18 protein-coding genes are annotated in these 21,750 nt (G+C 66.4%); 1 reads left to right on the forward strand and 17 read right to left on the reverse strand.

All coding sequences use genetic code 11. From position 1 onward, the window contains the following. Positions 1-43: 43 nt before the first annotated feature. The 6 genes from dnaE to lpxD all read right to left on the reverse strand — a co-directional run bounded on the left by dnaE (position 44) and on the right by lpxD (position 8,221). The gene (dnaE, locus tag GGR73_RS02170) at positions 44-3,628 is read right to left on the reverse strand and encodes a DNA polymerase III subunit alpha (RefSeq protein ID WP_102256154.1); all 3,585 of its coding nucleotides are present in this window, start codon (positions 3,626-3,628) and stop codon (positions 44-46) included. Positions 3,629-3,916: 288 nt separating this feature from the next. Next, positions 3,917-4,639, reverse strand: a complete 723-nt coding sequence (locus GGR73_RS02175; RefSeq protein ID WP_456362908.1) for a ribonuclease HII — start codon at positions 4,637-4,639, stop codon at positions 3,917-3,919. Next, positions 4,636-5,907 (reverse strand): lipid-A-disaccharide synthase, encoded by a 1,272-nt coding sequence (gene lpxB, locus GGR73_RS02180; RefSeq protein ID WP_065031796.1) that lies wholly within the window; start codon positions 5,905-5,907, stop codon positions 4,636-4,638. The genes GGR73_RS02175 and lpxB overlap by 4 nt, the downstream gene beginning before the upstream one ends. A gap of 29 nt (positions 5,908-5,936) precedes the next feature. Next, entirely contained in the window at positions 5,937-6,728 is a 792-nt protein-coding gene (lpxA, locus tag GGR73_RS02185; protein ID WP_024940381.1) for an acyl-ACP--UDP-N-acetylglucosamine O-acyltransferase, read from the reverse strand. Positions 6,729-6,749: 21 nt separating this feature from the next. Then, entirely contained in the window at positions 6,750-7,211 is a 462-nt protein-coding gene (gene fabZ, locus GGR73_RS02190) for a 3-hydroxyacyl-ACP dehydratase FabZ (protein WP_184455451.1), read from the reverse strand. After that, positions 7,208-8,221: a UDP-3-O-(3-hydroxymyristoyl)glucosamine N-acyltransferase gene (gene lpxD, locus GGR73_RS02195; RefSeq protein WP_046342162.1), complete on the reverse strand. Its 1,014-nt coding sequence runs from the start codon at positions 8,219-8,221 to the stop codon at positions 7,208-7,210. The genes fabZ and lpxD overlap by 4 nt, the downstream gene beginning before the upstream one ends. Positions 8,222-8,349: 128 nt before the next feature. On the opposite strand from lpxD, the gene GGR73_RS02200 reads away from it, so the two are divergent. Further along, a complete protein-coding gene (locus GGR73_RS02200; protein WP_046342163.1) occupies positions 8,350-8,544 on the forward strand; it encodes a hypothetical protein in 195 nt (64 codons plus the stop codon). 71 nt (positions 8,545-8,615) lie between these two features. Here GGR73_RS02200 and bamA read toward each other — a convergent pair whose 3' ends face one another. The 11 genes from bamA to GGR73_RS02255 form a co-directional block, all read right to left on the reverse strand. Then, a complete protein-coding gene (gene bamA, locus GGR73_RS02205) occupies positions 8,616-11,021 on the reverse strand; it encodes an outer membrane protein assembly factor BamA (protein ID WP_184455453.1) in 2,406 nt (801 codons plus the stop codon). A gap of 83 nt (positions 11,022-11,104) precedes the next feature. Next, complete coding sequence (gene rseP / locus GGR73_RS02210; RefSeq protein WP_039528268.1) at positions 11,105-12,451, reverse strand: RIP metalloprotease RseP; 1,347 nt, start codon at positions 12,449-12,451, stop codon at positions 11,105-11,107. A gap of 26 nt (positions 12,452-12,477) precedes the next feature. Then, positions 12,478-13,668 carry a 1-deoxy-D-xylulose-5-phosphate reductoisomerase gene (locus GGR73_RS02215; protein WP_184455455.1) on the reverse strand — a complete coding sequence of 397 codons (1,191 nt, stop codon included), beginning with the start codon at positions 13,666-13,668 and terminating at the stop codon, positions 12,478-12,480. A 2-nt stretch (positions 13,669-13,670) separates the two neighbouring features. Further along, entirely contained in the window at positions 13,671-14,498 is an 828-nt protein-coding gene (locus GGR73_RS02220) for a phosphatidate cytidylyltransferase (protein ID WP_054591612.1), read from the reverse strand. Continuing rightward, on the reverse strand, positions 14,495-15,256 hold the full coding sequence (gene uppS, locus GGR73_RS02225) for a polyprenyl diphosphate synthase (protein WP_184455457.1): 762 nt from the start codon (positions 15,254-15,256) through the stop codon (positions 14,495-14,497). The genes GGR73_RS02220 and uppS overlap by 4 nt, the downstream gene beginning before the upstream one ends. 17 nt (positions 15,257-15,273) lie before the next feature. Beyond that, positions 15,274-15,831 carry a ribosome recycling factor gene (gene frr / locus GGR73_RS02230; protein ID WP_016902392.1) on the reverse strand — a complete coding sequence of 186 codons (558 nt, stop codon included), beginning with the start codon at positions 15,829-15,831 and terminating at the stop codon, positions 15,274-15,276. A 197-nt stretch (positions 15,832-16,028) separates the two neighbouring features. Continuing rightward, positions 16,029-16,751, reverse strand: coding sequence for a UMP kinase (gene pyrH / locus GGR73_RS02235; protein WP_024940374.1), 723 nt, complete (start codon positions 16,749-16,751; stop codon positions 16,029-16,031). Between the two features lie 106 nt (positions 16,752-16,857). Then, positions 16,858-18,381, reverse strand: a complete 1,524-nt coding sequence (locus GGR73_RS02240; protein WP_054591610.1) for a sensor domain-containing diguanylate cyclase — start codon at positions 18,379-18,381, stop codon at positions 16,858-16,860. 283 nt (positions 18,382-18,664) lie between these two features. Further along, positions 18,665-19,543, reverse strand: coding sequence for a translation elongation factor Ts (gene tsf / locus GGR73_RS02245; protein ID WP_016902389.1), 879 nt, complete (start codon positions 19,541-19,543; stop codon positions 18,665-18,667). Between the two features lie 169 nt (positions 19,544-19,712). Continuing rightward, a complete protein-coding gene (gene rpsB / locus GGR73_RS02250; RefSeq protein WP_026064294.1) occupies positions 19,713-20,534 on the reverse strand; it encodes a 30S ribosomal protein S2 in 822 nt (273 codons plus the stop codon). A 506-nt stretch (positions 20,535-21,040) separates the two neighbouring features. Next, positions 21,041-21,748 carry a fimbria/pilus periplasmic chaperone gene (locus GGR73_RS02255; protein ID WP_184455458.1) on the reverse strand — a complete coding sequence of 236 codons (708 nt, stop codon included), beginning with the start codon at positions 21,746-21,748 and terminating at the stop codon, positions 21,041-21,043. Positions 21,749-21,750: the final 2 nt, after the last annotated feature.

Here is a 21,750-nt window from a genome sequence, read left to right on the forward strand (position 1 = left end):
GCTGTTGCCAACCCCGAATCCCGAATGCCCAATCCCCCGCCCCTCAAGCCCACGGAGGGCTGTACTTGATCTTCAAGGTCCGCACTGCGGGGTCGGCGCGCAGGCTGTCCATCAGCTGCTGGTCGATCCGCACCGAGTGGCTGCCGTTGAGGTCGAGCATGCCGGCCACGCCGCCGGTCGGGGCGCGCAGCAGCAGGTCCAGGCGCAGGGGGGTCTTGCCGGGGCGGTGCTTGGCCAGCAGCGCGTCGATGCGCTTCCAGGCCTGTTTCTCGCGCAGGTCCAGGCGCAGCGACAGGCGTTGTGCGTGGTCGGCGCAGATCTGCTCGTAGTCCCAGCATTGGCGGATGCGCAGGCTGTAGCCGCCGTTGAATTCGTCCTCGCGCAGGCCGCCCTTGACGATCAGGATGCGGTCGCGGGTGAGCAGATGCCCGAACTCGGCCATCGCATCGGAGAACGCGCTGCATTCGACCCGGCCACGGCCGTCTTCGAGCTGCACGAACACCTGGCTGTCGCCCTTGCGCCGCACGCCGATCACCTGGCCGGCCAGGATTGCGCTGACTTCCGGGCGCCAGGCGCGTTTTTCGCCATCGCCGCCACCGCCGCCGCGTTGTTGCGAGGCGAGGATCTTCTCCAGCGCGCCCAGGTCGCAGCCGACCAGTTCGCGCACTTCGTCGCGGTGCGGGTCGAACGGGTGACCGCTGAGATAGAAGCCCAGCGTTTCGCGCTCGCCGGTGAGCAACTGGCCCAGCGGCCATTCCTTGCTTTCGGGCAGGTCCAGACGCAGCGCCGGCGCGCTCGGGTCCGGCCCGCCGAACAGCGAGTTCTGGCCCGAGGCGCGTTCGCGCGCCAACTGCTCGGTGGCCTTGACCACTTCCGGCAGCTGCAGCATCAGCGAGGCGCGGTTCTTGCCCAGCCCGTCCATCGCGCCGGCGTTGATCATCGCTTCCAGCGTGCGCCGGTTGAGCTTGGCGGTGCCTACGCGCGTGCAGAAATCCAGCAGGGTGGTGTAGGGGCCGCCACGCTGACGTTCTTCGACGATGGCCTCGCAGGCGCCCTGGCCGACGCCCTTGATCGCGCCCAGGCCGTACTGGATGGTGTCCGGGCTGGCGGCCTCGAACATGTAGGCCGACTCGTTGACGCGCGGCGGCTTGACGGTCAGGCCAAGATTGCGCACCTCGTCGAGAAAGCCCACCACCTTGTCGGTGTTGTCCATGTCCGAGGACAGCGTCGCGGCCATGAATTCGGCCGGGTAATGCCGTTTCAGCCAGGCGGTCTGGTAGCTGACCAGCGCGTAGGCGGCAGCGTGCGACTTGTTGAAGCCGTAGCCGGCGAACTTCTCCATCAGGTCGAAGATTTCGTCGGCCTTGGCCGCGCTCACTCCGCCCTTGGCCGCGCCTTCGCGGAAGATCTCGCGGTGCTTGGCCATTTCGGCCGGCACCTTCTTGCCCATCGCGCGGCGCAGCAGGTCGGCGCCGCCCAGCGAATAATCGCCGACGATCTGCGCCATCTGCATCACCTGCTCCTGGTACACCATGATGCCGTAGGTGTCCTTGAGGATGACTTCGGTGCGCGGATCCGGGTAGACGATCTCCTGCTGGCCGTGCTTACGCGCGTTGAAGTCCGGGATCAGGTCCATCGGGCCGGGGCGGTACAGCGACACCAGCGCGATCAGGTCTTCGAAACGGTCCGGGCGCGCGTCCTTGAGCAGGCGGCGCATGCCCGAGGATTCGAACTGGAACACCGCGCCGGTATTGCCCGAGGCGAATACGCCCTTGTAGGTGGGGGCATCGTCGAGCGGAATGGCGCTGATGTCGACCGGGTCGATGCCGGCGCGTGCGTGACGCACGTTGATCGCCTTGACCGCCCAGTCGATGATGGTCAGCGTGCGCAGGCCGAGGAAGTCGAACTTGACCAGGCCGACCGCTTCGACGTCGTCCTTGTCGAACTGGGTGACCTGGTTCTTGCCGCGTCCATCCTGGTCGTGTTCGGCGAACAGCGGGCAGAACTCGGAGAGCGGCTCGGGCGCGATCACCACGCCGCCGGCGTGCTTGCCGGCGTTGCGGGTGAGGTCCTCGAGCTGACGGGCCAGATCCATCAGGTCGCGTACGTCGTCTTCGACCTGATAGCGCTGGATCAGGTCCGGCGAGGCCATCTCCGAGTCCTTGCCTTCGCCCATCGCATCCTTGAGCGTGATGCCCAGGATGTTGGGGATCAGCTTGGCGACGCTGTCGACCAGACCATAGCTGAAGCCGAGTACGCGCCCGGCGTCGCGCACCACCGCCTTGGCCGCCATGGTGCCGTAGGTGATGATCTGGCTGACCCGGTCGCGGCCGTACTTGCGCGCCACGTAGTCGATCACCTCGTCGCGGCGATCCATGCAGAAGTCGATGTCGAAGTCGGGCATCGACACGCGTTCCGGGTTGAGGAAGCGCTCGAACAGCAGGTTGTACGGCAGCGGATCCAGATCGGTGATCTGCAGCGCCCAGGCCACCAGCGAGCCGGCACCGGAACCGCGGCCCGGGCCGATCGGAATGCCCTGGTTCTTGCCCCACTGGATGAAGTCGGCCACGATCAGGAAGTAGCCGGGAAAGCCCATCTTGATGATGGTGTCCAGCTCGAATTCCAGCCGGTCGACATAGTCCTGGCGGGTCTTGCCGGGCGCGATCGGGTTCTTTTCCAGGCGTGCGGCCAGGCCCGCGCGCGACTGGCTGCGGATCCAGCTGTCCAGCGTCTCGTCTTCCGGCACCGGGTAGGCGGGCAGGAAGTAGGTACCCAGGCGCATCTCGATGTTGCAGCGCTGTGCCAGCGCCAGCGTGTTGTCGATCGCGTCGGGCACGTCGGCGAACAGCGCGGCCATTTCGTCGCCGGACTTCAGGTATTGCTGGTCGCTGTACTCGCGCGGACGTTTGGGATCGTCGAGCACGCGGCCGGAGGAAATGCACACCCGCGCCTCGTGGGCATTGAAGTCGCTGGCGTACAGGAAGCGCACATCGTTGCTGGCCACCACCGGCAGGCCGCGCACACCGGCCGCATGCAGCGCGAACTGGTTGAAGCGTTCCTCGCCCTCGCGCCCGGTGCGGGTCAGTTCCAGGTGCAGGCCATCGCCGAACACGCGCTGCCAGTCGGCCAGTTGCTGCTCGGCCAGGTCGGCGCGGCCCTCGCCGAACAGGCGCCCGGCCAGGCTGTCGCGCCCGGCCAGGGCGAACAGGTTGGCGTGGCCGCTCTGCAGCCACTCCGGGTGGATCGCCACGCCGCCTTCGGGGCGGTGGCCTTCCATCCAGGCGCGGGTCAGCAGGCGCGACAGGCTCAGGTAGCCTTCGCGGTCCCGGCACAGTAGGGTCATGCGCCATGGCGTCATGTCCGGGGTGGCGATCATCACGTCGGCGCCGGCGATCGGCTTGATGCCCACGCCTTCGGCGGCCTTGTAGAACTTGACCAGCGCGAACAGGTTGTTGAGGTCAGTGACCGCCAGCGCGGGCATGTCGAGTTCGACCGCGCGGCTCAGCAGGTTGGCCTGCTTGGCCTTTTTCGGGTCAGCCTGATCCGGTTTCTCGGGCACACGGATGGTGGAATCCGCCAGCGAGAACTCGGTGTGGACGTGCAGATGGACGAAGCGGGAAGTGGACATGCGAGACCGGAATAATGCGTGGTCAGGGTAGCGAGCGTGGTCGGGTCGAACAAGGCTTGACAGCGCCGGCGCAGGGCCGCGGCCAGCTGCCACGGGGGCTGGGCGGTGCGGCCGATTCAGGCTTTGGCTAGCTGCGCGCAGCGCGACGGTGGCGATTGCGCGGATCGGCAGGCGTGCGGGGCTGCGTGTGCGGGACGCGACGCTCCAGGCCATGGCCGCAGCGGCGGCATGCGCGCCAAGCGATGGAGGACGCCATTACCGTTTCAGGTTCGCCCGGAGGGCGGTCGGTCAGTCGGCCAGCAGCAGGTCATCGGCCGGGGCCGCGCAGGGCACGTCCCACGGCGACTGCGTCGCCTCGATGCCCAACGCACGCCGCACCGGGGCGAAGCTGCGGCGGTGCTGCGGGCAGGGTCCGTGGCTGCGCAGCGCGGCCAGATGCACCGGCGTGGCATAGCCCTTGTGCTGGTCGAAGCGGTATTCCGGATGCTGGGCGTGCAGGGCGTGCATCAGGCGGTCGCGGGTGACCTTGGCCACGATCGAGGCGGCCATGATGGCGCGATCGAGCGCATCGCCGCCGATCAAGGCCTCGGCCGGGCAGGGCAGGCCCTTGGGCACCCGGTTGCCGTCGATGCGCGCAAACCCGGCCACATGCGCCACGCCCTCCACCGCACGCCGCATGCCCAGCATGGTCGCCTGGTAGATGTTGATGCGGTCGATCTCCTCGCTGTCGATCAGCACCACCGACCACGCCAGCGCCCGCTCGACGATGCGCGCATACAACTGCTCGCGCCGCTGCGCGCTCAGCTGCTTGGAATCGTCCAGCCCGTTGATGCGCGGCTTGCTCGGGTCGAACACCACCGCCGCCACCGCCACCGGCCCGGCAAGCGGGCCGCGGCCCGCTTCGTCGACACCGGCAATCAAACGCCGGGATTCGGCATTCGGGATTTGGGATTGGCCGAACAAGGGCGACTGGCCCGCCTCGGCTTGAGCGCCCGCAGCGATGATCTTCACGCTTTTGCTCCTGCCGAATCCCCAATCCCCACTCCCGAATCCCGGCCCTCCAGCAGCCCAGCCACCGCATCGGCTGCGCGTGCCGATGCGTCGCGGCGCAGTTCGGCGTGCAGGGCGAGATAGCGCGGTTGCAGGGCGGCGACCTTTTCCGGGTGCTTGAACCAGTCCAGCAGGGCCACGCACAGCCGTTCCGGGGTGCAGTCGTCCTGCATCAGCTCGGGGGCGAGATCGTCGTTGGCCAGGATGTTGGGTAGCGCGTAGCGGTTGACCTTGAGCAGGCCCAGCGTCTTGACGATGCGGTAGGTGAGCGGGGCGACCTTGTAGCCGACCACCATCGGGCGCTTGACCAGCATCGCCTCCAGCGTGGCGGTGCCCGACGCCAGCAGCACCACGTCGGCGGCCAGCATCGCGGTGCGCGCCTGGCCATCGAGCAGGTGCGAACGCAGCACCGGCAGCGACGACCGCGACAACTGTTCGGCCAGCAGCTGCTTGCAGCCGGGGTTGGCCGCGGGCACCAGCACGTGCAGGTTGGGCAGGTGCTCGGACACCAGCCAGGCCGCCTGGAAGAAGGTATCGCCGAGCTTGCTGATTTCACCATGCCGGCTGCCGGGCAACACCGCCAGCACCGTGCTGGACGCGGACAGGCCCAGCTTGGCGCGTGCGGCTGCGCGATCGGCCTGGTAGGCGATGTCGTCGGCCATCGGGTGGCCGACAAAGCGCGCATCGATGCCGTGCCTGGCATAGATCGGCGGCTCCATCGGAAACAGGCACAGCACCAGGTCGGCGCTGGCGCCGATCTTTTCCGCACGCTTCTCGCGCCAGGCCCAGACCGACGGGCTGACGTAATGCACGGTGCGCACGCCGCGCTGCTTGAGCCAGCGCTCGACCGACAGATTGAAATCGGGTGCGTCGATGCCGATGAACACGTCCGGCTTCCACGCCAGCACCCGCTCGCGGAAGGCGCGGCGCAGCTTCAACAGCCGCGGCAGATGCTGCAGCACTTCGGTCAGCCCCATCACCGCCAGTTCGCTGGCATCGAACCAGGTCTGGCAGCCGGCACCACGCATCGCATCGCCACCGATGCCGACGAATTCAGCGCCCGGATAGCGGCGCCGCAGCTGTTCGATCAGGCCCGCACCCAGGATGTCGCCGGAGGCTTCGCCAGCGATCAGCGCGATGCGTGGAGAGCGGAGATTGGGGATTGGGGATTGGGGATTGGCCAGCGCGTCGTGCACGACTTCGCCCGGTGTGGTGTGGACGCTTTGCATCCCCAATCCCGAATCCCGAATCCCGGCCTTCATCGCAACAACGGCCTTTCCGCCGCCTCGATGAACTCGAGTAGTCCGCGCACGTCTTCGCTGCTCTTGGCCTGTTCGGCCAGTTGCAGCTTGGCTTCGGCCAGCGGCAGGCCGGCGACGTACAGCGTGCGGTAGGCGCGCTTGATCGCAGTGATGCGCTCGGCATCGAAGCCGCGCCGCTTGAGCCCTTCGCTGTTGATGCCGCGCGGGCGGCCCAGCGATTCGCTGCCGACCATGGTGAACGGCGGCACGTCGCCGTTGGTCAGCGCGCCCATGCCCAGGAAGGCGTGCGCGCCGATCCGGCAGAACTGATGCGCGCCGGCAAAGCCGCTGATGATTACGTAGTCGCCCACGGTGACGTGGCCGGCCAGCGTGGTGTTGTTGGAGAACACGCAGTGGTTGCCGACATGGCAGTCGTGCGCCACGTGCGTGTAGGCCAGCATCCAGTTGTCGTCGCCGACCACGGTGATGCCGCCACCGCCGCCAGTGCCGCGATTGATGGTGACGAATTCGCGGATCACGTTGCCGTCGCCGATCACCAGCTCGGTGCGCTCACCGGCGTACTTCTTGTCCTGCGGTTCGCCGCCGATCGCGGCGTGGCCGATGAAGCGGTTGTTGCGGCCGATCCGGGTCGGGCCGTGGATCGAGCAATGCGGCCCCACCTCGGTGCCCGCGTCGATCTGCACATCGGCGCCGATCAGCGAAAACGCGCCCACGCGCACATCGCTGGCCAGTTGCGCCGACGGATCGATGACGGCGGTGGGATGAATCAAGGGTGCTTGATCACGCATCGTGTCTCACCTCCAAAACGGTTATTCCTTGGCGCCGGCGCACATGACTTCGGCACTGGCCACGACTTCGCCGTTGACCTTGGCCTCGCCGTAATAGCATCCCATGTTGCGGATCAGGCGCTTCATCTGCACTTCCAGCATCAGCACGTCGCCCGGCACCACCTGCTTGTTGAAGCGGGCGTTGTCGACCTTGACCATGTAGAACAGCTTGGACAGCGCGTCGCGTCCCAGGCCGAGCTGGGTCATCACGCCGCCGGCCTGCGCCAGTGCCTCGATGATCAGCACGCCGGGCATCACCGGGCGGGTGGGGAAATGGCCCTGAAAAAATGGCTCGTTGATGCTGACGTTCTTCTGCCCGACGATGCGTTTGGAATCCAGGTCGAGCTCGATGACCCGGTCGATCAGCAGGAACGGATAGCGGTGCGGGATCAGCGTCTGGATCTGGTTGACGTCGATCGGCAGCTCGTAAGTGGGGTGACTCATTCTTTCTCCTTGCCCACAGCCAGGATGCGCCTTGCCAGCACATCGAGTTGTTTGAAGCGCGCGGCATTCTTGCGCCACGTGCGATTGTCGGTGAGAGGGGTGCCGGACGAATACTCGCCCGGCTCATGGATGGAATTGCGCACTACCGACTTGCCGGTGATCACCACCTTGTCGCAGATCTCCAGATGCCCGACCACGCCGACATGCCCGCCGAGCAGGCAGTAACGACCGATCTTGGCGCTGCCGGCGATCCCGGTACAGCCGGCGATGGCGCTATGCGCGCCGATGTGGCAGTTGTGCGCGATCTGCACCAGGTTATCCACGCGCACGTCTTCTTCCAGCACGGTGTCTTCCAGTGCGCCGCGGTCGATGCAGGTGTTGGCGCCGATCTCGCAGTCGTCGCCGATCACCACGCCGCCCAGTTGCGGGACCTTGATCCAGTGCCCGGCATCCATCGCCAGGCCGAAGCCGTCGGCACCGATCACCGCACCGGGATGGATACGCACGCGCTTGCCCAGGCGCACCCGGGTGACCAGGGTGACGCGGGCGAGCAGCTCGCTGCCGTCCTCGACCACGCAGTCTTCGCCGATGATGCTGCCGGTGCCGATCACGCAGCCATCGCCCACGCGGCTGCGCGCACCGATGCTGACGAACGGGCCGACGTGGGCGTTCGGCGAAACCTGTGCGCTGGGATCGATCACCGCGGAAGGGTGGATCCCCGGTTCGCGCACCGGCGCCACGTCGAACAAGGCCGCGATCTTGGCAAAGGCGGTATAGGGATCCTTTGCGACCAGCGCGGTGCCGCGTGCATCCGCCGCATCGTCGGCGCGCAGGACCACCACGGCCGCCTGGCTCTGGCCCAGTTGCGGCCGGTAGCGCGGATTGGACAAAAAGCTCAGTTGTCCGGCGCCGGCATGCGCCAGGGTGGCGACGCCACTGACTTCGACGGCGCCATCGCCAACGACGGTCAACCCAAATTGTTCGGCAATTGCACTGGCGGTCAAGCGCATCGGGGTGAACCTCTTGTAAATGTGGGAGCGCCGCTTTAACGGGTAAAAAACACCATTAAACAGTTCCCAACAAAGCCTGCGTATCTAGGGTCCTGTCGCAATCAAGCGGCGAATCCAGGAGCAAGCATATGAAAACCGTTCTTTCCATCCTTGGTGGTCTGGTCATGATGGGCGCGGTCGCGAGTGCATCGGCCCAATCCTTCGATATCGAGCAGGGCAAGGCGATCGGTGAGCAGCAGCTGCAGTGTCTCAGCCTGCCTGCCGGCGACATCGCCAGCTGCTTGTCCAACACCGTGTCCACCTGGTTCGACAGCTGGTTCTGACCGGCCGACACCCCACCTGCGATACACGGGCGGCCCGCACGCGCGGGCCGCCTTTTTGTTGCCGTTGGCTGTTAGAACTGGCCGCCGAAGGTGAACTGCAGACGTTCGATCTCGTCGTTGTCTTCCTTCTTCAGCGGGAACGCGTAGCTGATCGAGATGGGGCCGACCGGTGCGCGCCACAACAGCGCCACGCCGGTGGACGCACGCAGCTCGTTGGCCTTGAAGTTGTCCACGCCGTCGTAGACGTTACCGAAGTCGAAGAAGGCCGATACGCGTGCCGACGGGCTGTCGAACAGCTTGGGGAAATACATTTCCACCGAACCGACGGTCTTGAACGAACCACCCAGCGGCTGGCCGCGTGTGTAACTCGCCGTGCGTTCCGAACGTGGACCCAGCGTGTTGTCTTCGAAGCCGCGTACCGAATTGGTACCGCCGGCGTAGAAGTTCTCGTAGAACGGCAGGCCGGTGGCGGTGATGGTGCGAAGCCGGTTGTTACCGTCGCAAGCCTGTTCCGTGTAAGCGTTATTGGCAACGACGCCACACACGTCGCGTGAGCTGTCGTTGCCATAGCTGTCGCCGTAGCCCAGCTCGAAGCGGGTGTTCAACACGATCGCCGGGATGATCGGCCAGTAATTGGAGATCTGGTAGTTGAACTTGTAGTACTCGATCGTGGAGCCGGGCAGGGTGGTCTCCAGGCCGACGCGCTGGTACATGCCGCGGGTCGGCATGAAGAAGTCGTTGCGAGTGTCGCGTGCCCAGCCCAGCTCGGTGCGCCAGGCATGGAAGGTGCGCGTGCCGACCGCATCGATGTAGTCGATGATCGCCTGCGGGGTTTGGGTCGGGAACGTGTTGATCTGGTTGCTGTCGACGCCGACCATCGCGGAGATGGTGTCGTTCTCGGTGATCGGCACGCCGAACACCACCTGCGCCGAGCCATTCTTGCTGTTGTACTGCGCGGTGTTGAAGTCCGAGTAGTCCAGCGAGCGCCACGACAGGTTGTAGCCCAGCGACACGCCGTCGTCGGTAAAGAACGGGTTGGTATAGGAGAACGCGTAGCGCTGCTGGTAGCTGCTGCGCGAGGCTTCCACCGCCACCCGGTTGCCGCCGCCCAGGAAGTTGTTCTGCGACAACTGCACCGAGGTGGTCACACCGAAGCTCTGCGAATAACCCAGGCCGAACACGAAGCTGCCGGAGGTGGTTTCCTTGACGTTGTAGACCACGTCGACCTGGTCGTTGCTGCCCGGCACCGCCGGCGTTTCCACGTCCACGCTCTCGAAGTAGCCCAGGCGCTGCAGACGGATCTTGGAACGGTCGATCGCCGCCTGCGAGTACCAGGTATTTTCGAACTGGCGCATTTCGCGGCGCAACACCTCATCGGAGGTGCGGCTATTGCCCTTGTACAGGATGCGGCGCACGGTCACGCGCGGGCCCGGCACCACCTGCAGGTTCACCGCAACGGTGCGGTCCTCGCGGTTGGGGGTGGGGATCGGGTTGACCTTGGCGAACGCGTAACCGACGTTGCTCAGCGTGTTGGTGATCGCATCGGAGGTGTACTCCAGCAGCGCACGCGAGAAGATGTCGCCGGCCTTGGGGATGACCAGACGCTCGATGTCCGCCTGCGGCAGCACGGTGTCGCCGGTGACCTTGATCTCGGAAATCTTGTACTGCTCGCCCTCGGTGACGCCGGCGCTGACGAACATGTCGCGCTTGTCGGGGCTGATCGACACCTGGGTGGAGTCGATGCTGAAGTCCACGTAGCCGCGGTCCAGGTACCAGGAGTTGAGCTTCTCCAGGTCGCCGGACATCTTTTCCTTGGAGTACTGGTCGTCGCGGCGGTACCACGAGGCCCAGTTGTGCTCCTTGGACTCCCAGTTCTCCAGGATGTCCTCGTTGGCGAACTTCTCGGTGCCGATCAGGTTGACGTGGCGGATCTTGGCCGCCTTGCCTTCCTTGATCGCGATCGCCACATCCACGCGGTTACGGTCCAGCGGGCTCACCGTCGGGGTGATCTCGACGTTGTACTTGCCGCGGTTGTTGTACTGGCGGGTCAGTTCCTGGGTAACGCGGTCCAGGCTCAGGCGATCGAAGGTGCCGCCTTCGGTCAGGCCGATGTCGCCCAGGCCCTTGAGCAGCTCCTCGGACTTGATGTCCTTGTTGCCGGTCACGGTGAGCTTGTTGATCGCCGGACGCTCCTTCACGGTGATCACCAGGATGTTGCCCTGGCGATCCAGCTGCACGTCCTCGAAGAAGCCGGTGCGGTACAGCGCACGGATCGAGTCGGCGACCTTGGCATCGTCCACGGTGTCGCCGCGGTTCACCGGCAGATAGGTGAACACGGTGCCGGAGGCGATGCGCTGCAGGCCGTCGACGCGGATGTCGCTGGCAACGAACGGCTCTGCGGCCAGGGCAACGACTGGCAGGCTGAGGCCGGCGGCGAGAGCGAGGGCAAGCAGGCGGCGAGTGGGAAGACGCGTCATGTCACATCCGGTTGGAGTCGATTTCGGGTGTTGCTGGATGCCGACGTATGACGACGACAACAGGCGGAAAGAGTGGAGCAGCTTCATCGTGGAACCAGGCCGAGGATGTCGTTGTAGAACGCCAGTCCCATCAGCCCGGCCAGGACCGCCAGGCCGACATATTGCCCGGCAATCATGGCCCGTTCGCTGATCGGGCTGCCCTTGACCAACTCGATAAGGTAATACAGCAGATGCCCACCGTCCAAGATCGGGATCGGCATCAGGTTGATGATCGCCAGGCTGAGCGACAGCAATCCGAGGAAATACAGGAACCAGTCGAGCCCGCGTTCGGCCGAGGCGTTGGCCGCGCGCGCGATCGTGACCGGCCCGGAGATGTTCTTGACCGAGGCCTGGCCGGTCAGCATGCGCTTCATCATGCCCAGCGAATCGGCGGTCATCCGGCCGGTTTCACGGATCGCCGCCGGCACCGCGGCGAACACGCCGTACTGCTGGCGGCTGTCGTAGGCCGGCGCCTGCGCTGCCGCAAATCCCACGCCCAGCAGCCACTGGCCCTGCGGCGACCGGCGCGGGGCGATTTCCAGCGCCAGCCGGTCTTCGCCGCGCGCGACCTCGATCATGCCGGTACCGCCTTGCGCGCCCAGTGCCTGCAGCTGGGCCGGAATCTCGTCGGCCGAGCGGATCGGCTGGCCGTCGATGGCCACGATGCGGTCGCCCGGCTGCAGCAGCCCCTGCGCCGCGGAGCCGGCGACCACCTGGCCCACCACCGGCGGCTGCAGCATGAACTGCCAGCCGATGCCGGCCAGCGAGGCCACGCGGCGCTCGTCAAAGCCGGCCGGCAGCTGCGACAGCCGTAGCGTGTGCTCGCGGTTGCCGGCGCCGTCGGTGGCGGTCAGTACGCGGATATCGCGCTTGTCCATGGCCGCGGTGGTGAGCTGCATGCTGGCATCGCTCCAGCTGCTGACATCGCGTCCATCGATGCGCACGATGCGCTCGCCCGGGGTCAGGCCGGCTTCGGCGGCCAGGCCATCGGCACGGCCGACGGTGGCCGAGTAATCCTGTTTGCCGACCACGAACATCGCCCACAGCATCGCCATGCACAGCAGCAGGTTGGCGATCGGGCCGGCGGCCACGATGGCGATGCGCTGCCACACCGTCTTGCGGTTGAAGGCCTGGTCCTGCTCGGCCGGATGCACGTCGCCTTCGCGCTCGTCGAGCATCCTGACGTAGCCGCCCAGCGGGATGGCCGCCACCACGAACTCGGTGCCATGACGGTCGCGCCGCATCCACAGGGGTTTGCCGAAGCCCACCGAAAAGCGCAGCACCTTGACGCCGCAGCGGCGCGCGACCCAGAAGTGGCCGAATTCGTGGAAGGTCACCAACACGCCCAGGCTGACGATCATCCACCAGACCGAACCGATGAAATCACCCATGGATGCAACTCGTCTGCGTAAATCGATCAGGCATGAAGGCGGTGATGGGCGAGGGCGCGTTCGGTGATCTGCCGCGCTTGCGCATCGGCAGAAAGCAGGGTGTCGAGGGAGTCGGCATTGTGCCGTGGGAGCGTTGTCAGTGTGTGTTCGACCAACGCGGGAATCGCTAGGAAACCCACCTGGCCCTGAAGAAACGCTGAAACAGCCACTTCATTGGCCGCGTTCAGGACCGCAGGCGCGGTTCCACCGGCCTCCAGCGCCTCCCAGGCTAGGCGCAGGCATGGGAATGCGGCGGTGTCCGGCGCCTCGAAATCCAGCCGCCCCTGGGTCAGCAGGTCCAGCCCGGCAACCCCGGACTCGACCCGCTCCGGCCACGCCAGGCCGACCGCCAGCGTGGTGCGCATGTCCGGCAGGCCGAGCTGGGCCAGGGTGGAACCGTCGACGAATTCCACCAGCGAGTGCACCAGGCTCTGCGGGTGCACCAGCACATCGATCTGCGCACCGGGCAGGCCGAACAGGTGATGCGCTTCGATCACTTCCAGGCCCTTGTTCATCAGCGTCGCCGAATCCACCGAGATCTTCGGCCCCATCGACCATTTGGGATGGGCGACCGCCTGCGCGGGGGTGACAGCGCTCAGCGCGGCGCGGTCCCAGCCGCGGAACGGCCCGCCGGACGCGGTCAGGATCACCCGGCGCACGCCGCGACTGGCGTCGCAGGAGCGCAGGCACTGGAAGATCGCGCTGTGTTCGCTGTCGATCGGGATGATCTCGGCGCCGGCCGCCGCCGCGGTGCGGGTCAGCAGCTCGCCGGCCAGTACCAGCGATTCCTTGTTGGCCAGCAGCAGGCGCTTGCCGGCGCGGGCCGCGGCCAGCGTGGAGGGCAGGCCGGCCGCTCCCACGATCGCCGCGACCACGGTGTCGCAGGCATCGCTGGTAGCCAGCGCGTCCAGGGCGTCGGAGCCGGCGTGCGCCTGGGTGGCCAATCCGGCCGCGCGCAGACCGTCGCGCAGTGCCGGATACAGGGATGGGTCGGCGATCACCGCATGCGCAGGGCGATGGGTGACGCAGAGCGCCAGCAGCTCGTTGACCTTGCTGCCGGCCGACAGCACGCTGGCGCGCAGCCGCTGCGGATGACGGGCGATCACATCCAGTGCCGACGCACCGATCGAGCCGGTAGCGCCGAACACGGCGACCTGACGGAGAGGGGAGCCAGCCATGCCTAGAATCCGAGAATTTCCTTGCCGAGTGCGAACACCGGCAGGGCGGCGAGCACGCCGTCGATACGATCCAGCACGCCGCCATGGCCCGGAATCACCGCACCCGAGTCCTTGGCGCCGGCGTGGCGCTTGAGCAGGCTCTCGAACAGATCGCCCAGTACCGAGGCCAGCACCGCCACCGCCGAGACCAGCACCAGCTGCGGCACGTGCGCCAGGGTCAGCCCGGCCAGCCAGCCGAATGCGCAGGCGACCACGATGCCGGCGACCATGCCGCCGAGCAGGCCTTCGATGGTCTTGTTCGGGCTGACCCGCGGCGCCAGCTTGTGCTTGCCGAACGCGCGGCCGGCGAAATAGGCGCCCGAATCGGCTGCCCACACCATGGTCAGCGCGGTCAGCAGCCACAGGTTGCCCTTGTCCGGGTTGGCGTGCAGCAGCACCAGCGCGGCCCAGGCCGGCAGGACCGCCAGGGTGCCGGCGGCGAGCTTGAGCGCGCGCGCCTGGCCGTTGCCGTGATCGGCACCGAAGGTGAAAAAGCGCAGCCATAGCAGCGCCAGCAGCCACCAGGCCACCCCCACCAGGGCGGCGATCTGGAACAGCACCATGGAGCCGGCCGAGGCCCACACCATCAGCACCATCAGCAGCAGATTGAGCATCAGCAGCACGGTACGCGGCAGGCTGTCGTCGATGCCGGAGAGCTTGAGCCACTCCCACAGGCCGGTCAGGAACAGGATCGCCGCCAGCGCCGCCAGCCATTGCGTGGGCAGCAGCACGATCGCGCAGATGGCGAGCGGCGCCATGATCAGCGCGGCAATCACGCGGGTCTTGGTCATGCGGAGGAGCTCTCCGTCGCCTTGTCGGCGATCTGGGCGCTGGTCAGGCCGAAGCGACGTTCGCGCCCGGCATAGTCATCCAGTGCCTGCTGCAGTACGCCGGCATCGAACTCCGGCCACAGGGTTTCGGTGAACCACAGTTCGGTATAAGCCAGCTGCCACAGCAGGAAATTGCTGATGCGGGTGTCGCCGCCGGTGCGGATGAACAGGTCCGGTGCCGGCAGATCGGCCAGCGCGACGCGGCTGGCCAGCAGCGCCTCGTCGATCTGCTGCGGCTGCAGACGGCCGGCGGCCACTTCTTCGGCCAATGCCCGCGCGGCCAGTGCAATGTCCTGGCGGCCGCCATAGCTGGCGGCGATGCTCAGCACCAGCCGCGCATTGGCGGCGGTGACGCGCTCGGCGGCGGCCATGCGCTCGCGCAATGGCGCCGCGAAACGGCTGCGATCGCCGATGAAGCGCACCTGCACGCCGCGCCGCTGCAGTTCGTCGACCTCGCGATCGAGCGCATGCAGGAACAGCTTCATCAGTGCATCGACTTCCTCCTGCGGACGGCCCCAGTTTTCACTGGAAAACGCGAACAGGGTGAGCGCCGAGACGCCTTTTTCCAGGCAGAAATCGATGGTGCGATTGACCGCACGCGCGCCGGCGCGATGACCGATCATGCGCGGACGCCGCCGACGCTGCGCCCAACGCCCGTTGCCATCCATGATGATGGCAATGTGGCGCGGCACGGCGGCAGCGGAAGGTGCTTGATGCATGGCAGGCGATGCCACGATCAGACCGTCATCAGTTCCTGTTCCTTGGCCTTGACGACCTCATCCACATCCTTGATGGCCTTGTCGGTGAGCTTCTGGATGTCGTCTTCGGCGCTGCGTGCCTCGTCTTCGGTGACCGCCTTGTCCTTGAGCAGGTCCTTGACCTGCTGGTTGGCATCGCGACGGATGTTGCGGATGGCCACCTTGCTGTCTTCGCCCTCGCCATGCACGGCCTTGCTGAGCTCCTTGCGGCGCTCCTCGGTCAGCGGCGGCAGGTTCAGACGGATCACGGTGCCGACCACGGTCGGGGTCAGGCCCAGATCCGAGGCGTAGATCGCCTTTTCCACGTCCTTGATCATGCCCTTGTCGAACAGGCTGATGACCAGCGAGCGGCCTTCGGAGACGCTGATGCTGGCGACCTGGTTGAGGGGGGTGTCGGTGCCGTAGGCCTTGACCTTGATGCCGTCCAGCAGCGCCGGAGAGGCGCGGCCGGTGCGCACGGTGGTCAGGGAATGGCGCAGAGCATCGATGCTCTTGGTCATGCGCGTCTGCGCGTCTTGTTTGATCTGGTTGAGCATCGCCGGAATCCGTGTGGAGCTGAATCTGGAGATTATAGCCGGGACTGCGTTTTGAGACTTGCCGGCCGGCAGAGTCCTGCGCAGCCGGTTCACCTGGGGTGCCACTCCACGCCCGGCATCGCCATCGGTCAGGCGTCAGCGCAGTCTCCGGGACCGCGCCTTTGCGATTCCCGAATCCCGATTCCCCACTCCCGGCCTCAACTCCGACCCTGCACCAACGTACCGATCTGCTCGCCATGCAGGATGCGCAGCAGCACCCCGGGCTCGCTCATGCCGAAGATGCGCAGCGGCAGGTCGCTGTCGCGCGCTAGCGCGAAGGCGGCGGTGTCCATCACCTCCAGGCCCTGCAGGATGACCTGGTCGTAGGTCAGGCTGTCGTAACGCACTGCGTCAGAATGCTTCTTCGGATCCTTGTCGTACACGCCGTCGACCTTGGTTGCCTTGAGCAGCAGGTCGGCGCCGATCTCGATCGCGCGCAGCGCCGCGCCCGAGTCGGTGGTGAAGAACGGGTTGCCGGTACCGGCGGCGAAGATCGCGATGCGGCCCTTTTCCAGATGGCGGATCGCGCGGCGGCGGATGAAGTCCTCGCAGACATCGTTGATCTTGATCGCGCTCATCACGCGCACCTTGGCGCCGAGCTTTTCCAGCGCGTCCTGCATCGCCAGCGCGTTGATCACGGTGGCCAGCATGCCCATGTGGTCGCCGGTGACGCGGTCCATGCCGCTGGCGGCCAGGCCGGCGCCGCGGAAGATGTTGCCGCCGCCGATCACCAGGGCGACCTGCGCGCCGGCCTGCTGGGCTTCGATCACTTCATGGGCGAGGCGGTTGATGACCTTGGGATCGATGCCGTAATCCCCGTCCCCCATCAGCGCCTCCCCGGAAAGTTTGAGAAGAATGCGGCGATAGGCAAGTTCAGACATGGGGGAGACCTCGGTGTGGGGGATCGGCAAACGCCGGCAAGTCTAGCGGAAGCCTGTCACCGGGCGTGGTAAAAATTCGGTAGTTGGCGATGCCGTGATGCGTTGCTCAGTGCGCGCGCGGAGGTTGCGGCGTCGGCATGTCGGTCGCATCGTAGGCGGTGACGCGGTTGCGGCCGCGATGTTTGGAGCGATACAGCGTGCTGTCGGCAGCCTGCAGCAGATGCTCGATGCTCTCGAACTGCCGGTCGCCACCGCCGTGGGTGGCCAATCCCGCCGAGAAGGTGATGTGCAGCGGGCCGCCCTGCAGTTGCGCCATCGGCGTGCGTGCGGTCTCGGCCAGGATGCGCTCGACCACCATCAACGCCGCCTCGGCTGCGGTGTTGGGCAAGATCACCAGGAATTCCTCGCCGCCATAGCGGGCGACCAGGTCGCTGGTGCGCACCATGCGCTGCAGCGTCTGCGCGAAGTTGCGCAGCACCTCGTCGCCGACCAGGTGGCCATGCGCATCGTTGACGCGCTTGAAGTCGTCCAGATCGATGAAGGCGATCGACAGCGGCCAGTTCTGGCGCGATGCCAGCTCGAACTCGTGCGCGAGCGCGGTGCCGAGCTGGTGGCGATTGAACACGCCGGTCAATGCATCGCGGCTGGCCTGTTCGGCCAGATGGCGCATGCGGTTTTCCGATTCGTCGGCATGCCGGCGCGCTTCGGCCACGTCCTGCAGCTCGCGCAGGCTGCGCAGCATCGCCAGCTCGCGGGCCTGCTCGAAGATCATCTGGATGTGCTCGGGCTGCGGCACGCGGATGTCGAACAGGGCTTCCAGTTCGGGCAGCGACTCGGCGATGCGTTCGATCACCTTTTCGAAGCGTTCGGCATCCAGTTCCAGCACGTCCTGCGCCTGGCGCTGCGCGTGTTCGGTGGCGGCAACGGCACTGGCCGACAGCCAGATGTCCGCCAGGCGTCCGGACAGCGCGACACAGGCCATGAACGGCTCCAGGCTGGCGGGCTCTTCCTCGCTCTGCGCGATGGCGTTCTGCAGGTACGGCGGCAGTTGCCATTGATGCGCGAGCCAGGCGCCGACTTCGGCATGGGTGGCGCCCAGATGCGCACGTTCGGCCTCGATCAGCGCGGCGTTGTCGGGCGCCTGTTCCAGCAGCGGCGCATACAGCTCGGGTGCGCCCTGCAGCAGGGCGAGCTTGCCGATGTCCTGCAACAGGCCGGCCAGCATGAGTTCTTCGGGTTTGCGGATGCCGTAGGCCTGGCCGAGGATGCGGCTGGCCAGCGCACACAGGCCGGCACGGCGCCAGATGCGCTCATGCAGCGGATGCGCGGTGAAAGTACTGCGCATGCCATGCACCATCGAAAACCCCAGCGCCAGGCTCAGGGTCGCGTTGAGGCCGAGCATGGTCAGTGCCTGGCCGAGGTTGTCGATGCGGCGGCGGCTGGCGTACAGCGGCGAATTGGCCACCCGCAGCATGCGCGCGCTCAGTGCCATGTCCATGCCGATGACGTTGGCGGTGGTGGTCATGTCCACGTCGGGGTCCTGCGCCAGCTCGATGACGCGCAGCGCAACGCCCGGGGGCGATGGCAGGTTGCGGCAGTAGTGCAGGGCGGCCTGTAGATCTGGTTGCATGGGTCATCGCCGACGGTGGGCGCAAGCATACCGCTGCGCTCGTTAATGGGGCACGCCATGCTCCGCCGTCGCCGCGCGGCAACGCGTGCGCGATGGGGGCGGAAAAGCCTGGTCGGCATCCAGTTCTAGCGGCAACCGCCACCACATCTGTAGAGTTGAGGCCGGTCGCGGGCCCGGCGGATGCGTTCGCTTCAGCTTCGCGCTTTCATGGGCCTGCGCGACAGTGTCGGGCCCAAAAAAAAAGCCGCGGCAGGCCGCGGCTTTCTCTATGCAGTGGCGAGGATCAGGCCAGGCCGGCCTGCTTCATCACTTCGGCGGCGTAGTCTTCCACCACCTTCTCGATGCCCTCGCCAACGGCCAGGCGCTGGAAGCCGACCACTTCGGCACCGGCAGCCTTGACGGCCTGCTCGACGGTCTGGTCGGTGTTCAGCACGTACGGCTGGCCGTACAGCGTGACTTCGTTGACGATCTTGCTGATCTTGCCGCTGATGATCTTTTCCAGGATCTCGGCCGGCTTGGCCTTGTCCTTCTCGGACATCTTGGCCAGTTCGATTTCCTTTTCCTTGGCGACGAACTCGGCCGGGACATCGGAGGCCTTGACGTGCGGCGGGTTCATCGCGGCGATGTGCATGGCGATGCCGCGTGCCAGCTCGATGTCGCCACCCTTCAGCTCGACCAGCACGCCGATGCGGCCGCCGTGCACGTAGGCCGCGACGTTGTTGGCGCTGTCGATGCGGACCAGGCGACGCACCTGCAGGTTCTCGCCGACCTTGGCGATGACTGCGGCGCGACGCTCTTCGATGGTCTCGCCGCTGTCGAGCTTGACGCTCTTGAGCGCTTCGGCATCGGCGGCATCCGAGTTCAGCGCGGCGGTGGCCACGGTCTCGGTGAAGGCCAGGAAGTTCTCGTCCTTGGCGACGAAGTCGGTCTCGGAGTTGACTTCGACCAACACGGCCTTGCCGCCGGCCTGTGCGGTGGCGATGCGGCCTTCGGCGGCAACGCGGTCAGCCTTCTTGTCGGCCTTGGCCAGACCCGACTTGCGCAGCCATTCGGCAGCGGCGTCGATGTCGCCTGCGTTTTCGACGAGTGCCTTCTTGCACTCCATCATGCCGGCGCCGGTGCGCTCGCGCAGTTCCTTGACCAGGGAAGCAGTGATTTCCATGGAATTACCTCATATGGACGAATGCGTGCGGCGGAGGGTTCCGCCAGTAGGAGACGGCGCAGCCATGCCGGCCGCCCCCGTAGAAATGTTCAGTGGCCTCGGCGACGGGCCGCGCTGGGCCCGTCGGGGCTGCGGCCGCACAGCATGGTGCGGCCGCATTGCAGGCCGATTACTCGGCAGCCGGAGCGGCAGCGTCGGCCGGTGCGTCAGCCTTCTTGTCGCCCTTCTTGGCCGGAGCGCGACGGCCCTTGCCTTCGTCGGCGGATTCGGCCGAGAACTCTTCTTCGCGGACCGAAGCGGAGTTCGGCGCAGCAGCCTTGCCTTCCAGCACGGCGTCGGCGGCGGCACGTGCATACAGCTGCACGGCACGGATGGCGTCGTCGTTGCCCGGGATGGCGTAGTCGACCAGGGCCGGGTCGTAGTTGGTGTCGACCACTGCGATCACCGGGATGCCGAGCTTCTTGGCTTCCTTGATGGCGATGTCTTCATGGCCGATGTCGATCACGAAGATCGCGTCGGGCAGGCGGTTCATTTCCTTGATGCCGCCCAGCGAGGCGTCCAGCTTCTCGCGCTCGCGACGCAGGCCCAGCACTTCGTGCTTGACCAGCTTGTCGAAGGTGCCGTCGGTCTCGGCCGACTCCAGTTCCTTCAGGCGGGCAACCGACTGCTTGACGGTACGGAAGTTGGTCAGCGTGCCGCCCAGCCAGCGCTGGGTCATGAACGGCATGCCGCAACGCTCGGCTTCTTCCTTGATGGACTCGCGCGCGCTGCGCTTGGTGCCCAGGAACAGCACGGTGCCGCGCTTCTGCGCGATCGAGGAGAGGAAGTTCATCGCGTCATTGAAGAGCGGAACGGTCTTCTCGAGGTTGATGATGTGGATCTTGCCGCGCGCGCCGAAGATGTACGGCGCCATCTTGGGGTTCCAGTAGCGGGTCTGGTGACCGAAATGGACGCCGGCTTCCAGCATCTGACGCATGGTGACTTGGGGCATTGAAGTAACTCCTGATAGCGGAATCTACGTGCGCGGACTGGGCTTTGAAGAGTCCGCACATGGATGTGCGGGCCCTTGCGAAAGGATGCGCACAAACGATTCCGGGGTTGGGCTTCCCTGTCGCCTCCGTGACGAACCCCTTGCGAGGCACCCCGGCACGGATGGCGGCGGCAGGTGTGAATTCGTCGGTGACGTCCGACGTGAACGACGCAATGCGCAAGAGACGCAAAACAGCCGGCGGAGTATAGCCGGCTGAGCGGGCGGGCGCAATTGGCGAATCGGGATTGGGGATTGGGGATTGGGGATTGGGGATTGGGGAATCGGGAATCGGGAATCGGGAATCGGGAATCGGGCAAGCTTAGCTCCGTGCGCGTCCACACGCCCACGAAGGATCAGCTACCGCGATGCGCTGTACCGAATCCCCAATCCCCAATCCCCAATCCCGAATCCCCAATCCCGAATCCCCAATCCCGAATTCCCAATCCCGAATTCCCAATCCCCAGAGCTCACGGCTCCAGCGCCAGCGTCGTCTCGATATCGCTGTTGATCCGCGCCACGAAGCGGCCATTGCCGGCGGCCACGTTGGCGGGCAGCGACCATTGGCGGGTCTGGCCGGGAAGCACATAGCCGGCAAGGTCGTCGCGGATGCGGCGGCGGGTGCCGCCGGCATCGATGTAGGCCAGGTCGGCCAGCCTGGCATGGCCGAGCCCGGCGTTATGGACCTTCAGCGCGCGGCCGCTGCCCTGGCCGGACAGGCTGGCCTGCAGCAGCGGGCGCAGGTCGCCGGGCTGGCTTGGCAGGGCGAACACCGGCGTGGAATAACGCAGCAGTGCGGTGTCGCTACCGGAGGCATGCTGGGTCACTACCAGGCGGTAGCTGTCTTCGCTCTGCACCGGGCTGGGGCCCAGGCGGATCACCCGCAGCAATTGCCGGCCTTGCGGAGGAATTTCGAATTGCGCCGGGCTGACGGTGGCGGCGGTGGCCGGTTCAAGCAGTTCGCGGTCGCCGTCCTGGCGCCAGCGGTAGAGTTTGGCTTCGGCGCGCCATGGCAGGGCCGCCTGGTTGTAGAGCCAGACGGTGGTCTGGTCGCTGTCGGCGGGAATGCGGGCGGTGGTCGGGGCGATGGCGATCTCGGCGGCAACGGCGCTGCCACCGATGGCAAGGCCGGCGAGTGTCAGTGCCAGCAGGCCGCGACAGGAGCGGGACGCGGCCATGG

Source organism: Xanthomonas sp. F14, assembly GCF_014199865.1.

Coding starts and splice junctions, on each gene's coding strand:
- dnaE (WP_102256154.1), bottom strand. CDS start 3,628: ATGTCCACTTCCCGCTTCGTCCATCTGCACGTCCACACCGAGTTCTCG.
- lpxB (WP_065031796.1), bottom strand. CDS start 5,907: ATGCAAAGCGTCCACACCACACCGGGCGAAGTCGTGCACGACGCGCTG.
- lpxA (WP_024940381.1), bottom strand. CDS start 6,728: ATGCGTGATCAAGCACCCTTGATTCATCCCACCGCCGTCATCGATCCG.
- fabZ (WP_184455451.1), bottom strand. CDS start 7,211: ATGAGTCACCCCACTTACGAGCTGCCGATCGACGTCAACCAGATCCAG.
- lpxD (WP_046342162.1), bottom strand. CDS start 8,221: ATGCGCTTGACCGCCAGTGCAATTGCCGAACAATTTGGGTTGACCGTC.
- GGR73_RS02200 (WP_046342163.1), top strand. CDS start 8,350: ATGAAAACCGTTCTTTCCATCCTTGGTGGTCTGGTCATGATGGGCGCG.
- bamA (WP_184455453.1), bottom strand. CDS start 11,021: ATGACGCGTCTTCCCACTCGCCGCCTGCTTGCCCTCGCTCTCGCCGCC.
- rseP (WP_039528268.1), bottom strand. CDS start 12,451: ATGGGTGATTTCATCGGTTCGGTCTGGTGGATGATCGTCAGCCTGGGC.
- GGR73_RS02215 (WP_184455455.1), bottom strand. CDS start 13,668: ATGGCTGGCTCCCCTCTCCGTCAGGTCGCCGTGTTCGGCGCTACCGGC.
- GGR73_RS02220 (WP_054591612.1), bottom strand. CDS start 14,498: ATGACCAAGACCCGCGTGATTGCCGCGCTGATCATGGCGCCGCTCGCC.
- uppS (WP_184455457.1), bottom strand. CDS start 15,256: ATGCATCAAGCACCTTCCGCTGCCGCCGTGCCGCGCCACATTGCCATC.
- frr (WP_016902392.1), bottom strand. CDS start 15,831: ATGCTCAACCAGATCAAACAAGACGCGCAGACGCGCATGACCAAGAGC.
- pyrH (WP_024940374.1), bottom strand. CDS start 16,751: ATGTCTGAACTTGCCTATCGCCGCATTCTTCTCAAACTTTCCGGGGAG.
- GGR73_RS02240 (WP_054591610.1), bottom strand. CDS start 18,381: ATGCAACCAGATCTACAGGCCGCCCTGCACTACTGCCGCAACCTGCCA.
- tsf (WP_016902389.1), bottom strand. CDS start 19,543: ATGGAAATCACTGCTTCCCTGGTCAAGGAACTGCGCGAGCGCACCGGC.
- rpsB (WP_026064294.1), bottom strand. CDS start 20,534: ATGCCCCAAGTCACCATGCGTCAGATGCTGGAAGCCGGCGTCCATTTC.
- GGR73_RS02255 (WP_184455458.1), bottom strand. CDS start 21,748: ATGGCCGCGTCCCGCTCCTGTCGCGGCCTGCTGGCACTGACACTCGCC.